This is a genomic window from Achromobacter marplatensis (assembly GCF_002209535.1).
GTDB classification, from domain to species: domain Bacteria; phylum Pseudomonadota; class Gammaproteobacteria; order Burkholderiales; family Burkholderiaceae_B; genus Achromobacter; species Achromobacter marplatensis.
The window spans coordinates 650970-664974 of record NZ_NJIG01000002.1 but is presented as its reverse complement, the minus strand read 5'-3'; the positions used below and the strand labels follow the sequence as shown (position 1 = coordinate 664974).

At 65.8% G+C, this 14005-nt stretch carries 13 protein-coding genes; 9 read left to right on the top strand and 4 right to left on the bottom strand.

The window, feature by feature from the left end:
• Positions 1-164: 164 nt before the first annotated feature.
• The 3 genes from CEY09_RS06575 to CEY09_RS06565 form a co-directional block, all read right to left on the bottom strand.
• The gene (locus tag CEY09_RS06575; RefSeq protein ID WP_006223852.1) at positions 165-1109 is read right to left on the bottom strand and encodes a CysB family HTH-type transcriptional regulator; all 945 of its coding nucleotides are present in this window, start codon (positions 1107-1109) and stop codon (positions 165-167) included.
• A gap of 94 nt (positions 1110-1203) precedes the next feature.
• On the bottom strand, positions 1204-2697 hold the full coding sequence (locus tag CEY09_RS06570; RefSeq protein ID WP_006223851.1) for a CoA-acylating methylmalonate-semialdehyde dehydrogenase: 1494 nt from the start codon (positions 2695-2697) through the stop codon (positions 1204-1206).
• A 98-nt stretch (positions 2698-2795) separates the two neighbouring features.
• Complete coding sequence (locus CEY09_RS06565) at positions 2796-4013, bottom strand: ABC transporter substrate-binding protein (protein ID WP_006223850.1); 1218 nt, start codon at positions 4011-4013, stop codon at positions 2796-2798.
• A 214-nt stretch (positions 4014-4227) separates the two neighbouring features.
• Here CEY09_RS06565 and CEY09_RS06560 point away from each other — a divergent pair, with 214 nt between their 5' ends.
• A complete protein-coding gene (locus CEY09_RS06560; RefSeq protein ID WP_006223849.1) occupies positions 4228-5148 on the top strand; it encodes a LysR family transcriptional regulator in 921 nt (306 codons plus the stop codon).
• A 47-nt stretch (positions 5149-5195) separates the two neighbouring features.
• Here CEY09_RS06560 and lptF read toward each other — a convergent pair whose 3' ends face one another.
• Complete coding sequence (lptF, locus tag CEY09_RS06555) at positions 5196-6305, bottom strand: LPS export ABC transporter permease LptF (RefSeq protein WP_088587995.1); 1110 nt, start codon at positions 6303-6305, stop codon at positions 5196-5198.
• 57 nt (positions 6306-6362) lie between these two features.
• On the opposite strand from lptF, the gene CEY09_RS06550 reads away from it, so the two are divergent.
• From CEY09_RS06550 to CEY09_RS06515, 8 genes are all read left to right on the top strand, one after another.
• A complete protein-coding gene (locus CEY09_RS06550; RefSeq protein WP_088587994.1) occupies positions 6363-7874 on the top strand; it encodes a leucyl aminopeptidase in 1512 nt (503 codons plus the stop codon).
• A 22-nt stretch (positions 7875-7896) separates the two neighbouring features.
• Positions 7897-8367, top strand: coding sequence for a DNA polymerase III subunit chi (locus tag CEY09_RS06545; protein WP_088587993.1), 471 nt, complete (start codon positions 7897-7899; stop codon positions 8365-8367).
• A gap of 59 nt (positions 8368-8426) precedes the next feature.
• Entirely contained in the window at positions 8427-8813 is a 387-nt protein-coding gene (locus CEY09_RS06540) for a hypothetical protein (protein WP_088587992.1), read from the top strand.
• A 132-nt stretch (positions 8814-8945) separates the two neighbouring features.
• Positions 8946-9656 carry a Bax inhibitor-1/YccA family protein gene (locus CEY09_RS06535; protein ID WP_006223844.1) on the top strand — a complete coding sequence of 237 codons (711 nt, stop codon included), beginning with the start codon at positions 8946-8948 and terminating at the stop codon, positions 9654-9656.
• A gap of 73 nt (positions 9657-9729) precedes the next feature.
• A complete protein-coding gene (locus tag CEY09_RS06530; RefSeq protein ID WP_088587991.1) occupies positions 9730-10647 on the top strand; it encodes an aldo/keto reductase in 918 nt (305 codons plus the stop codon).
• A gap of 4 nt (positions 10648-10651) precedes the next feature.
• Positions 10652-11944 carry an NTP/NDP exchange transporter gene (locus CEY09_RS06525; RefSeq protein ID WP_088587990.1) on the top strand — a complete coding sequence of 431 codons (1293 nt, stop codon included), beginning with the start codon at positions 10652-10654 and terminating at the stop codon, positions 11942-11944.
• 90 nt (positions 11945-12034) lie between these two features.
• Positions 12035-12991 carry a Bug family tripartite tricarboxylate transporter substrate binding protein gene (locus CEY09_RS06520; protein ID WP_088587989.1) on the top strand — a complete coding sequence of 319 codons (957 nt, stop codon included), beginning with the start codon at positions 12035-12037 and terminating at the stop codon, positions 12989-12991.
• A 31-nt stretch (positions 12992-13022) separates the two neighbouring features.
• Positions 13023-14003 carry a M14 family metallopeptidase gene (locus tag CEY09_RS06515; RefSeq protein ID WP_088587988.1) on the top strand — a complete coding sequence of 327 codons (981 nt, stop codon included), beginning with the start codon at positions 13023-13025 and terminating at the stop codon, positions 14001-14003.
• Positions 14004-14005: the final 2 nt, after the last annotated feature.

The following is a 14005-nucleotide window of genomic DNA, read 5'->3' as shown; positions in this document are numbered from 1 at the left end:
TAATAATATTAATGAGCTTCAAGAAAGGGATAGCGATATTTGCTATCAGCCAGGGAACTCGCGGCTTTCCGGCGAGTCGGCGCCACTGGCCCCCAAAAGAAAAAGCGCGGCATTCCAGGAATGCCGCGCTTTTTTTGCCGTAGGCCGAGACCGTCCTGGCCGCCCTACTTCGGCGCGCCCTGCACGGCTTCGGTCACCACCGCGCGGGTCAGCGACGGCGCCAGCATTTCCAGGAACGTGTAGACGTAGTCACGCAGGAATACGCCCGATTTCACGCCCACGCGGGTCGTGTGCGTGCCGAACAGGTGCCCCACCGGCAGGCCCACCAGGTTGGAGTCGCGGCGCGGGTCATAAGCCACGCCGGCGATGATGCCGATGCCCAGGCCAACGTCCACGTAGGTCTTGATCACGTCGGCGTCGATGGCTTCCAGCACGATGTCTGGGTGGATGCCCTGGTTGGCGAAGACTTCGTCGATCGTGCTGCGGCCCGTGAATGCACGGTCGTAGGTGACGATGGGGTATTCCGCCAGTTGCGTCAGCGACAGGCGCTTGGCGGCGCTGGAAGTCAGTTCCGCCAGCGGATGGTCGGGGCGCACCACGACGGTGTGCTCCCAGGCATACACCGGTAGCGTCGCCAGGCCCGGCGTCAGCGCAAGGGATTCGGTCGCCAGCGCCAGGTCGGCCTGCTCGTGCAGCACCATCTCGGCCAATTGCGCGGGGCTGCCTTCAGCCAGCGACAGATGCACTTTGGGGAATTGCTTGCGGAAAGCCGGAATCACACGCGGCAGCAGATAACGCGCCTGGGTGTGCGTGCACGCGATCACCAGGCCGCCTTCGTCGCGGCGCGCGAACTCGTCGCTGACCTTCTTCAGGTTGTCGACTTCGCGCATGATGCGGTCGATCACCTGCGAGACCGCCAGGCCGGGCTTGGTCAAGCCCTTGATGCGCTTGCCGTGGCGTTCGAAAATCTTGATGCCGAGTTCGTCTTCGAACTCGATGATGGCCTTGGAGACTCCAGGCTGCGAGGTATAGAGCATCCGGGCGGCTTCGGTCAGGTTGAAGTCGCGCCGGATGGTTTCACGCACAAAACGAAATTGCTGGAGGTTCATTAATTGGCCCCTAATAGATGGGCCAATTATAAGTAATAAGGACGCCTTGTTATATGACTTATTTGTATAAGCTTAGGAGCAAGGCGTCCCTGTTTCAGCGCATCGAGATCGTGGTGTTCACGGTCTTGGCGTGGGCCGACCAGCGGGCGGTGACCGTCTTGGTCTGCGTCCAGAACTGGACCGCCTGCTTGCCGTTGGGGCCCAGGTCGCCCAGCTTGGAGCCGCGCGAACCCGTGAAGCTGAACCATGCCACCGGCACGGGGATCGGCACGTTGATGCCGACCTGGCCGACGTCGATGTTGTTCTGGAAGTAGCGCGCCGCGCCGCCGTCCTGGGTGAACAGCGCCACGCCGTTGCCATTGGGGTTGCGGTTGATGAACGCCACCGCGTCTTCCAGCGTTTCCACGCCCACGCAGCATAGGACCGGCCCGAAGATTTCTTCGGTGTAGATGGTCATGTTTTCGTCCACGCCGTCGAAAATCGTGGGGCCCACGAAGTTGCCTTGCTCAAAGCCCGACACCTTCAGATTGCGGCCGTCCAGCAGCAGCTTGGCGCCTTCGTCCACGCCCTTCTGGATCAGGCTTTCGACGCGTTTCTTGGCGTTGGGCGAAACCAGCGGGCCCAGGTCGGCTTCGCGGTCGGTGCCGGAATTCACCTTCAGCTTCTTCGAGCGCTCGACGAAGTCGGGCAGCCAGTTGCGGGCGTCGCCCACCAGCACGGCCACGGACGAGGCCATGCAACGCTGGCCCGCCGCGCCGAATGCGGCGCCGACCAACTGATTCAGCGCGACTTCCGGATCGGCGTCCGGCAGGATCACGCAGTGGTTCTTGGCGCCCATCATCGACTGGCAGCGCTTGCCGGCCGCCGACGCGCGGTTGTAGATCTCGGTGCCCACGCGGGTCGAACCGATGAACGACACCGCCTTGATGTCGGGGTGTTCGCACAGGCCGTTGGCGGTATCCGGGCCGCCATGCACCACGTTCAGCACGCCCGGCGGCAGGCCGGCTTCCAGCGCCAGCTGGGCCAGGAACAGCGACGCAGTCGGATCCTGTTCAGAGGGCTTGAGCACGAAGCTGTTGCCGCAGGCGACAGCGATCGGGAACATGAAGCACGGCAACATCACCGGGAAATTGAACGCGGTGATGCCCGCGCACACCCCCAGCGGCTGGATCAGGGTGTAGACGTCGATGCCAGATGCGGCATTCTCGGCATACTCGCCCAACTGCAGGTTGGCGATCGAGCATGCGTGCTCGACCACTTCCAGGCCACGCCCGATCTCGCCCTCGGCATCCGGCAGGGTCTTGCCGTGTTCGCGGGTGATCATCTCGGCCAGCTTGCCGGTGTTGGCGCGCAGCAGTTCCTGGAACTTCAGCATGACGCGCATCCGCGTGCCCTGCCCGCTGTTGCGCCAGGTCTTGAAAGCTTCCTTGGCGTTGGAGACCGCCAGGTCCAGTTCTTCGCGCGTCGCGAAGGGCACCTTGGCCACGACCTCCTGGGTGGCGGGGTTGATCACGTCTCGCCATTCGGTGGATTTGGACTGCACAAGCTTGCCGCCGATCAATAGCGGAACGCGGGGGACTTCACTCATTTGATGCTCCTCACACTGCGTAGTCGATGCGGATGGAATCCGCGTTCATGAATCTTGCCGCGCGCCGCCGGGCAAGGGCCCGGCCGGCGCGCAAGGGGTTATTTCTTCACCAGCGAGCAGGTCGAATCGGCCAGGGGCTGGAACGCTTCGGCGGCCGGGATGGTGGCCACCAGCTTGGAATAGTCCCAGCCGCCCTTGGATTCCGCGGGCTTCTTCACTTCGTACAGGTACATGTCGTGAATGACGCGGCCGTCGGGACGGATCGACGCATTGCGCATGATCGGGTCCTTGATGGGCAGCTCGCGCATCTTGTCCGCCACCACCTTGCCGTCGGTGCTGCCGGCCGCCGCCGCCGAACGCAGGTAATGCAGCACGCTGGAATACACGCCGGCCTGCGTCATCGTGGGCTTCAGGCCGCGGAAGGCCTTCTCGAAACGCGACGACCATTGGCGCGACGCATCGTCGTAATCCCAATAGAAGCCGTCCACGTAGGACAGGCCTTGCGCGCTTTCCAGGCCCAGCGCACGCAGGTCCGACAGGAAGATCAAGAGCGACACCAGGCGCTGCCCGCCGGCCACGATGCCGAATTCGCGCGCCTGCTTGACCGCATTGACCGTGTCCTGGCCGCCGTTGGCCAGCGCCACGACCTGCGCCTTGGAGCTTTGCGCCTGCAGCAGGTAGGACGCGAAATCAGGCGCGTTCAACGGGTGGCGCACGCTGCCGGCAACCGTGCCGCCCAGCGCCTGCACCGCCTTGGCCGTGTCCGCTTCCAGCGAATGGCCGAAGGCGTAGTCGACGGTGATGAAATACCAGGACTTGCCGCCCGCCCGCACGGTGGCCTTGGCGCCGCCCGCGGACTGCGAATACGTGTCGAACATCCAGTGGAAACCGACGGGCGAGCATTCCTTGTTGGTCAGTGCCGTCGTGGCCGGGCCAGAGAACATCACGACCTTGTTCTTCTCGCGCGCAATGCCTTGCACCGCCAGCGCCACCGCGGAATTGGTCAGATCGGCGATCGCCGTCACGCCGTCGCGGTCGAACCATTCGCGCGCTTTCGCCGCCCCCACGTCCGCCTTGTTCTGATTGTCGGCGGACACCAGTTCAATCTTCATGCCCTTGCATTCCGCCGCCAGGCAGTCGTCGATGGCCAACTGCGCCGCCGCCACGGAACCCGCGCCCCCCATGCCGGCGTAGGTGCCGGACATATCCGTCAGAATGCCGATCTTCACTGGCGGCTTATCCGCCGCTTGCGCTTGGCTCACCAACAATGCGCCCAGACACAAGCCTGCGGCCAGCCCGCGTGCGTGCAATTTCATGGATTTGTCTCCTGAGTGTTATGCGCTGATTTTTAGCGTTATGCGCCGTCTGTGCGGCCTGCGACCCCAGGGCAATGCCCCGAGGCCTGCCGACCCAGTGTAGATGTGTGAAAATCAACAAGCAACACTAGAAATGCACATTCCTTGTGCATTCATGCACAATCAATATTTGTGCCTCCCGCCGGTTGGCGCGAGGCGCCTGGAGAGCCGGAACGTGCTTGATTGGGACAGCCTGCGATATTTCCTGGAAGTGGCCCGCACCCAGCGGGTCAGCGCGGCGGCACGCAAGCTCGGGGTCGAACACACCACGGTGTCGCGACGCATCCGGGCACTGGAAACCGAGCTCGACACCTTGCTGTTCGAGAAATCCCGCAGCGCGGGCTTTGTACTGACCGACGACGGTCAACGCCTGTTCGTACACGCCGAACAGATGGAAAGCACGGTGCACACCGCGCGGGAAAACCTGTCGGGCATCGGCCAGGCCCTGTCGGGCCACCTGCGCATCGGCGCAACCGAAGGGTTCGGCAGCTATGTGCTGACGCCGCTGGCGGCCGATTTCCAGCGGCGCTATCCGCATATCACGCTGGACATCCTGCCGGTGCCGCGCTTTGTCAGCCTGTCCAAGCGCGAGGCGGACCTGGCCATCACCATCGAACGCCCGCAGCGCGGCCCCTACGTCTGCAGCAAGCTGTGCGACTACACATTGCGGCTGTATGGCACGCCGGGCTATCTGGCGCGCCACCCGCCGATCACAAGCCGCGCGGACCTGGCCGACCATACCTTCATCGGCTACGTGGACGAACTGTTGTTCAGTGAACGCCTGCGCTATCTGGAGGACTTGCTCCCGGCCAGCAAGGTGGTGCTACGCAGCACGAGCGTGGTGGCGCAATACCACGCGGCCTTGCAGGGCCAGTCGCTGGCGATCCTGCCTTGCTTCATCGCCGCGCAGGATCCGCGGCTGAAACCGGTGCTGGAGAACGAGGTGGAGATCACGCGTTCGTTCTGGATGTACTGCCACGAAGATCTGCGCAAGCTCAAGCGCGTGACGGTCCTGTGGGAGTTCATCCGCAAATCGGTATTGAAGAATGCCGACCTGCTGGCCGGCAAGCGCGGCACGATGAAATACTTGCCGTAACGGGTGGGACGGGCGCGGGGTGAAGCGGGGCCAGGGCCCCGTCCCCGCTATGCCGGCGCGCTGTTCTTGGGCGCCTTCACCCGCAGGCGGCGCATGAGCAGAAATACGGTCAGCAAGGCCACCACCCCGTGGATGGCCCACACCCCGACGCCGAAGCTGAGCTTGCCGTTGGAAATCCAGGCGCGCGAGAGGTTGATCAGGTTCATATAAAGCAGCCCGACCAGGCCCGCGATCAGCAGGTCGCCCGAACGGCCCAGGCGCGGATTCACCGCCCCCAGCGGAATGGCCAGCAGCGCCAGGTTCAGCGCGGCCAGCGGCAGCGACACCCGCCACATCACCTGCGACCAGCTGCTGTCGGTGTTGTCCGCCATCAGCTGCATCGTGGTGCGGGCCTTGGCCGAACGCTCAGCGGCGGCACGAGCTTCAGCGATGGGATCGCCGCCGGCCTTGCTTTCCAGGCGCAGGCCGTACTTGTCGAAGTGGACCAGCCGGATTTCGGGCGTGCCCGGTTTCAGGTCATAGCGATGGCCTTCGCCCAGCACCAGGAAGCGGTCGCCGTTGGGCAGCGTCTCGCTGTGCGCGCTGCTTGCGGTCAGCACGCTCAGCCATTCCGGCCCGATTTCGCGCGCGAACACGTTGCCCAGTTCGTCGGACGGCGTGGCCGGGTCTTCCGAGAAGAACACGCGGTTGCCGCCGGAAGATTCCGCGAACTGTCCCGCCGTAACCTTGGATAGGTCCGAGCGCTGCTCGAAGCGTTCGTGGTATTCGCCGATCTGGCGGTACGCCCAGGGCGCGGCCACCAGCGTCAACCCGGCCACCGCCAAGGCGATGGGGATGGCCACCCGCAGCACGGGCCTTAACCAGTCGGCCAGCGACAGGCCGCTGGCGAACCACACCACCATTTCGGATTCGCGGTAGTTGCGCGTGACCGTCGTCAGCACCGCGATGAACACGGAGACGGCCAGAATGGTCGGCAAGGCGGTGATGGTCGACAGCGCGGCCAGCACCAGCACGACGTCGGCTCCGATGTTGCCGCCCGCGGCTTCACCGAGCAGGCGCACAAGAAGCACGCTGAGCCACACGACGAGCAACGTGGAAAAGACAACGCCAGCGTGACTGGTGATCTCGCTGACGACAGAGCGTTTAAATAGAGACATGGGAGAATATGCGGGATAATCGACCGCATCATACACAGACGCACACGGGAAACCCTCATGGAATTTAGCACACAGACCACTGCTTCCCTGCACCAAGTCAAAACCGCCGCCCTGGCTGTCGGCGTATACGCGGATGGCGTGTTGAGCCCCGCCGCCGACATCATCGACCGCGCCTCCAACGGCGCCGTGCGGGCGGTGGTCAAGGCCGAGTTCCGCGGCCGCGCCGGTTCCACCCTGACCTTGCGCGCGCTGCCCGGCGTGACCGCGCAGCGCGTGGTGCTGGTGGGCCTGGGCAAGCAGGACGAATACTCGGCACGCACCCACGCGTCGGCCGAACAGGCATTCGCCTCGGTCTGCGTCGCCGCCCAACTGACTGAAGGCGTGTCCACGCTGGTGGCCAACCCCGTCACGGACGTGGCCGTCATCGCCCGCGCCCGCAGCGCCGCCATCGCGGCCGGCAACGCCACTTACCACTACGACGCCAGCTTCGGCAAACCCGACCGCGACGCGCGCCCCAAATTGAAGAAGATCGTCCAGATCGTCGAGCGCGCCGAAGCCGCCCAGGTCCAGAAGGGCCTGCGCGAAGGCAGCGCCATCTCCAACGGCATGGAATTGACCCGCACGCTGGGCAACCTGCCCGGCAACATTTGCACCCCCACCTACCTGGGCGACACGGCCAAGCGCCTGGCGCGCGAATTCAAGTCGCTGAAGGTGGAAGTGCTGGACAAGAAGCAGGTCGAAGCGCTGGGCATGGGCTCGTTCCTGTCCGTCGCACGCGGCTCCGCTGAACCGCTGCGCTTCATCGTGCTGCGCCACGCCGGCGCCAAGGCCGCCGCCAAGAAGGGGGCGCGCGCCGCCCAGGGCCCGATCGTGCTGGTCGGCAAGGGCATCACGTTCGATGCGGGCGGCATCTCGCTCAAGCCCGCTGCCACCATGGACGAAATGAAGTACGACATGTGCGGCGCCGCCAGCGTGCTGGGCTCGTTCCGCGCCCTGGCCGAACTGGAGCTGCCGCTGGACGTCGTCGGCCTGATCCCGGCTTGCGAGAACCTGCCCAGCGGCACGGCCAACAAGCCGGGCGACGTCGTCACCAGCATGGCCGGCCTGACCATCGAAATCCTGAACACCGACGCCGAGGGCCGCCTGGTCCTGTGCGACGCCCTGACCTACGCCGAACGCTTCAAGCCGTCCGCCGTCATCGACATCGCCACGCTGACCGGCGCTTGCGTCGTGGCGCTGGGCAACGTCAACACCGGCCTGTTCTCCAAGGACGACGCGCTAGCCGACGCCCTGGCTGCCGCCGGCCGCCAGTCGCTAGACACCGCCTGGCGCATGCCGATGGACGACGCCTACCAGGAACAGCTGAAGTCCAACTTCGCTGACCTGGCCAACATTGGTGGCCCTCCGGCCGGCGCGGTCACCGCGGCTTGCTTCCTGTCGCGCTTTGCCAAGGCCTACCGCTGGGCCCACCTGGACATCGCCGGTACTGCCTGGCGCGGCGGCAAGGACAAGGGCGCCACTGGCCGCCCCGTGCCCCTGCTGATGCAATACCTGCTGGACCAGGTTTGAAGCGCTTGCAACGGAACCGGGCATGACGCGGATCGACTTCGCCTTCGGCGCGCCCGACCGCCTGCGCATGGCCTGCCAGGTCGTGCGCAAGCGCTTCCTGGCCGGCCAACGGCTGGTGGTGTACTGTAGAGACGGTTCCCGCCTGGCTGCTTTTGACCGCATGCTGTGGGCGTTCGACGATACGTCGTTCGTGCCGCACGTGCTGGCCAATGACCCGCTGGCGCCTGAAACGCCGGTGGTGCTGACGGCAGGCGACCCGCAGCAGGCCGCGCAGGCGGCCCGGCCGGCGGATGGCGCCGACCAGCCCTTGCCCTGGCTGCTGAATCTGGACAATGAGTGCCCCCCGGGCTTTGACGCCTTCGAGCGCCTGCTTGAAATCGTGTCGGACGACCCTGACGACAAGCACGCGGCGCGCCAACGCTGGCGCGTGTACCTGAACGCCGGCCATACGCCGCAAAGCCACGACCTCAGCCGCCAGCCGTCCGGCGACTGAACGCCCTGCCCGCCCTGGCGGGCCCTGCCGCCCCGCCCATCGATATTCGGAAAGCCCCCATGCCTACTCGCCCCAACGATCCCGGCATCCCCACCCTGACCCAGCGGGCCGAGCCAACGCTCTACCCCCTGCCGGCCGACGAGGCGGACGCGCCCTTGCTGACGGAATTGGCCGATGACGCCGATCCTGCGTTCGACGACGATGCGTTTCCCCTCTTGACCGAGGTTGCCCACGAGCAGGAGGCCGAAGCCGACGCCCAGGCGCAAGCCGAGGCGGCCGCGGCCGCCCTGCCCGATCCCACCGTCCTGACGGCCCGCCTGCAGGCCGAGGTCGAGCAATTGATGCGCCAGGCGCTGGCGCAAGCCATCGAGCAGATTCAAAGCCGCATGGATGCCGAATTACCGGGTATCGTTGCCCGTGTGCTGAAAGATGTCCGGCCGGGTTGAACCGGCTGGCGGCAGGCGTCCGGCAACCGGTCTAAATCTTCCAAAAACTGGATTCTTCAGGGAACTGTAAGGTATCCTTCCCATCTAAGCCTTCTAGGCAATCACTATTTTTGCCGTACACAGGAGTTCTCCATGAACGAATATCGTCCGTCCCCTTTTAACCGTTCCGGTGCAGTTGCCGGCGCGCCGGGCGAGGTCGCTCGCAACCAGGTCCTGCGCAACACCTACTGGCTCTTGGCGCTGTCGCTGATCCCCACGGTCCTGGGCGCCGCTGTCGGCCTCTACACCGGCATCAACCGCGTCATGGGCGCAAGCCCCGGCCTGTCCGCCATCGTGTTCCTGGTGGGCGCGTTCGGCCTGATGTTCGCCATCGAGAAGAACAAGAACAACTCGATGGGCGTGGTGCTGCTGCTGGCCTTCACGTTCTTCATGGGCGTCATGCTGTCGCGCCTGCTCGGCTTCGTGATGGGCTTCAGCAACGGCTCGCAACTGGTCATGACGGCCTTCGGCGGCACGGCAATCGTGTTCGGCACGATGGCCACGCTGGCCACGACCATCAAGCGCGATCTGTCCGGGATGCAGAAGTTCCTGTTCATCGGCGCCGTGGTCATCCTGATCGCCGCGCTGGCCAACATCTTCCTGCAATTGCCCGCGCTGATGCTGACCATCTCGGTCATGGCCATCCTGGTCTTCTCGGCCTTCATGCTGGTTGACCTGCAACGCGTAGTCAACGGCGGCGAAACCAACTACGTGTCCGCCACGCTGGCCATCTACCTGGACGTCTACAACGTCTTCTCGAACCTGCTGATGCTGCTGGGCATCTTCGGCGGCAACCGCGAGTAAGCACCGGTCGAAAGACCCCTGCAAAAGGCCTACATTCGCGTGTAGGCCTTTTTTCTTTGGAGCGCCCCTCGTCATGCACGACCGCCGCCGATTTCTTCAGACCGCCGCCTGCGCCGCCTTGCTGGGATCCGCCGGCACGGCCCGCGCGCTCAGCGTCAAACAGTCCATGCTGAGCCGCGCCATCCCCGCCTCGGGCGACCTGATCCCGGTCATCGGCCTGGGAACGGCAGACACCTTCAACGTTTCGCCCGGCGACACCGCAGCCATGGAGCCGCTGGCGCAGGTGCTGGACATCTTCACCCAGGAAGGGGGCTTCCTCATCGATACCGCCCCCAGCTATGGGCAGGCCGAAGCGGCTGTCGGCTCGCTGCTGGCCCGGCACGGCGGCATGCGTGACCGGTATTTCCTGGCCACCAAGATCGGCGCCCAGGGCCGCGAATCCGCCATGAACCAGGTGCGGCAGTCGCAAAAGCAGCTGGGCAGCGACAAACTCGATCTGATTCAGGTGCACAACCTGATCGACACTCGCAACCAGCTGGCGCTGCTGCGCGAACTCAAGCAGCAAGGCGTCACCCGCTACATCGGGATCACGCACTACACCGACTCCGCGCACGACGAACTGACCGAACTGGTCGAACGCGAAAAGCCCGACTTCCTGCAGGTCAATCTGTCGGTGGGCGCGCGCAATGCTGAAAAGCGCCTGCTGCCCGCCTGCCAGGCCAACGGCGTCGCGGTGCTGATCAACCGCCCGTTCCAGGACGGCGCGCTGTTCCGGCAGGTCAAGGGCCGCGCCCTGCCGGCACTCGCCGCCGAGATCGACTGCACGAGCTGGGCGCAGATTTTCCTGAAGTTCATCATCGGCCATCCGGCCGTCACGGCCGTGATCCCCGCCACGTCCAAACCCGCCAACATGGCCGACAACGCGCTGGCCGGGTTCGGCCGCCTGCCGGACGCCGCTCTGCGCGAACGCATCGCCGCCTTGCTGGCATAGCGCCATGGCTGCTGCTGCCCCCTCCTCCCTGCGCGAACGCGCGGCGCGGGCGCTGGGCATCCACGGCGAGGAAATCGCGCCGGCCGCCTGCGGTTTCGCCTTTTTCTTCTTCCTGTTCTGCGGCTATTTCATGCTGCGGCCGATCCGCGAGACCATGGGCATACAGGCGGGCGTGAACCAGCTGCAATGGCTGTTCACCGCCACCTTCGTCGCCACGCTGGCCGTGGTGCCGCTGTTCGGCTGGCTCTCGGCACGCGTGCCGCGCGCCACCCTGCTGACCTGGGTCTACAGCGTCTTCGCCCTGACCATGGCGGGCTTCGCCGCCCTGCTTCATCTGCGGCCAGACAGCATCTGGGCGGCACGCGCGTTCTACGTCTGGCTGTCCGTGTTCAACCTGTTCGTGGTCTCTATCGCCTGGAGCCTGATGGCCGACGTGTTCCGCATGGAATCGGCCAAACGCCTGTTCGCGTTGATCGCCGCGGGCGCCAGCGCGGGCGGGCTGTGCGGCCCGTTGCTGGGCGCCTTGCTGGCGGGCAGCCTGGGGCCGGCCGGACTGCTCCTCTTGTCGGCGCTATTGCTAACGGCCACGCTGCCGTTCAAACAATGGCTGCTGCGCTGGCGCGCCACCACGCGCACTGAAACCGGCCTGGAGGACATGCGGCATCCCATCGAAGGCACCGTCCTGGCCGGCATTTCGCGCATTTTCCGCTCGCGCTACCTGCTGGGCATTTCCTTGCTTGTCGTGCTGCTGGCCACCCTCAATACGTTTTTGTACATGGAGCAGGCGCGGCTGGTGGCCGACACGTTTGCCGACACGGCCCAACGCATCCGCGTCTTCAGCGCGCTGGATTTCACCGTCCAGACGCTGGCGCTGTTGTCGCAGGTCTTCATCACGGGCCGGGTCGCCGCCCGTCTGGGCCTGCGCTTCCTGCTGACCGCCGTGCCCCTGGCCGTGGGCCTGTCGTTCCTGGCGCTGGCCGCTTTTCCTGTCTTCGGGGTGCTGGCGGCCGCGATGATCCTGCGCCGCGCCGGGGAATACGCGCTGATCCGGCCAGGGCGCGAAATGCTGTTCACGGCGGTTCCACCCGAAGACAAGTACAAGACCAAGAGCGTGATCGACACCGTGGTCTACCGCGGCGGAGACGCGGCCAGCGGGTGGGTCAAGGCGGGCGTCGACATGCTGGGTTATGGCGCGGCGCTGATCGCGCTGCTGGGCGCGGCGGTCGCCTTGGGCGCAGCCGCCGTGGGTTACGGCCTGGGTAAGCAGGCCGACGTACGCAGGCCCGACGACCATTAGTTTTTGCTGAACATCCATCTGATCAAGGCAAACGGATTCTCCTGGCGGCGCCCCCACAATGGCGCAGCTCTCAACGCCTCGGGAATCGTCATGAAACGCAATGCCTGCCTTGCCGCCCTGTTGCTTTGCCTTGCCGCGCCTTCCGCGCAAGCCGACTATCCCGAGCGTGCCATCACGCTGATTGTGCCGGCCGCCGCAGGGGGCAACGCGGACATCACCGCTCGCCTGATCGGCCAGGAAATGAGCCGCCAGCTTGGACAGCCTGTAGTGGTGGAAAATCGCGTCGGCGCAGGCGGCCGCATCGGCACGCAAGCGGTGGTGCGCGCCCCGGCCGACGGCTACACCATCGGCTATGCCCACGTCGGCACACTGGTGCTGCACCGCTTCCTGTTCAAGCAACAGCTCTACGACCTGGACCGCGACGTGACGCCCATCGGGCTGGTGGCCGAAACCCCGAACGTCATCGTCGTGAATGCCGCCTCGCCCTATCGCGACCTCAAGAGCTTCATCGACGCCAGCCGTGCCCAACCCGACCGCCTGACCATGACATCGGCGGATCCCGGCACCACCAGCGAAGTCGGCGTGAAACTCTTCATCGCCCAGACCGGCGCCGCCGTGCGCCAGATTCCCTACAAGGCGACGGCCGCGCAGCTGTCGGACCTGCTGGGCGGGCACGTCGACGCCATGATGGAAAACCTGCCGCCCTTGATCGGCAACCTGAAGGACGGGCGCCTGCGCGCGCTCGCCGTCACGACCAAAGCCCGCGCGGCCTCCAATCCCGACGTGCCCACGGTAGCCGAACAGGGCTATCCCGATTACGAGCAGTCGGCCTGGAGCGCGCTGATCGCGCCCGCGGGCACCCCGCCCGCCGCCGTCGCCCGCCTGAATGCCGCGCTGAACCAGGCGCTGCGCTCGGAGAACGTCGAGAAGGAATTGCGCAGCCGTTCCCAGGAACCCCTGGGCGGCACGCCCCAGGACGTCCAGACCCAGATTCGCAAGGAGCTGCCCAAATGGGAGACCATCATCAAGGCCGCCACCCTGGATTGACCCCGATGAATACCGATACTGGAGCCGCCGCATGGTCAGCGTAAGCCGGGAGGATTTCTCCGTCGCCGCCGCCACCAATGAATCGGCGTATCGCCGCATCACGATCCCCGTGTTGCGGATCGAGGCAGGGCCAGGCCCCGCCGTTGCGCTGATCGCCGGCGTGCACGGCGACGAATGGGAAGGCCAGGCGGCCATCCTGGACTTGTGGCATCACCTGCCGGCCATTCTGCAACGCGGCACGGTCTACCTGCTGCCTGCCGTCAATGCCGAGGCCTCGCTGGCCGGCACGCGGCTGTCACCCGCCGACGGCGGCAACCTGAACCGCGCCTTCCTGGGCGCGCCGGCGCGCGGCTACACCGAGAGCGTGGCGGCCGCGCTGGAAGCCCGGCTGCTGCCTCGCGTGCAGGCCATGGTGGACGTGCACAGCGGCGGCGCATCGCTGCGCTACCTGCCGTCATCGGTCATCACGCGCTACGGCGACGACGCCTACGACGAACGCCTGCCCGCCCTGGCACGCGCCTTCGGCCTGCCGCATTGCGTGTTCTTCCGCGGCAACGAAGCAGGCTCCCTGCCCGCCGCGGCCAGCCGCCACGGCGTCTTGCGTCTGAGCGCCGAGATCGGCGGCGGCAGGGAAACCAGCAGCAACCTGGCCGACCGGTGTCGCGATGGCCTGCTGGGTTGCCTGGGTGAACTGGGCTTGCTGTCGGACCTTCCCCTGCCGCGCCATCCGAATATCCGGCTCTATGACCTGGAGGCGGCCGCCGCCACGCTGCGCGCGGGCGAACCCGGCGTGTTCGTACCCAGCGTTGAACTGGGGCAATCGGTCACGGCCGGCCAGCGTATCGGGCGCCTGATCGAACCGGCGCGTCCCGATACGCCCCTGCGCCCCCTGCTCAGCCCTCAAGCGGGCACCATCGTCTGCCTGCGCGCCATCGCCCGCAGCGACGACGGCGACTGCCTCCTGCAAGTCGCCCCCGCCCTCCCCCTGGACTCCCTAGCCTCCAAGTATTGACC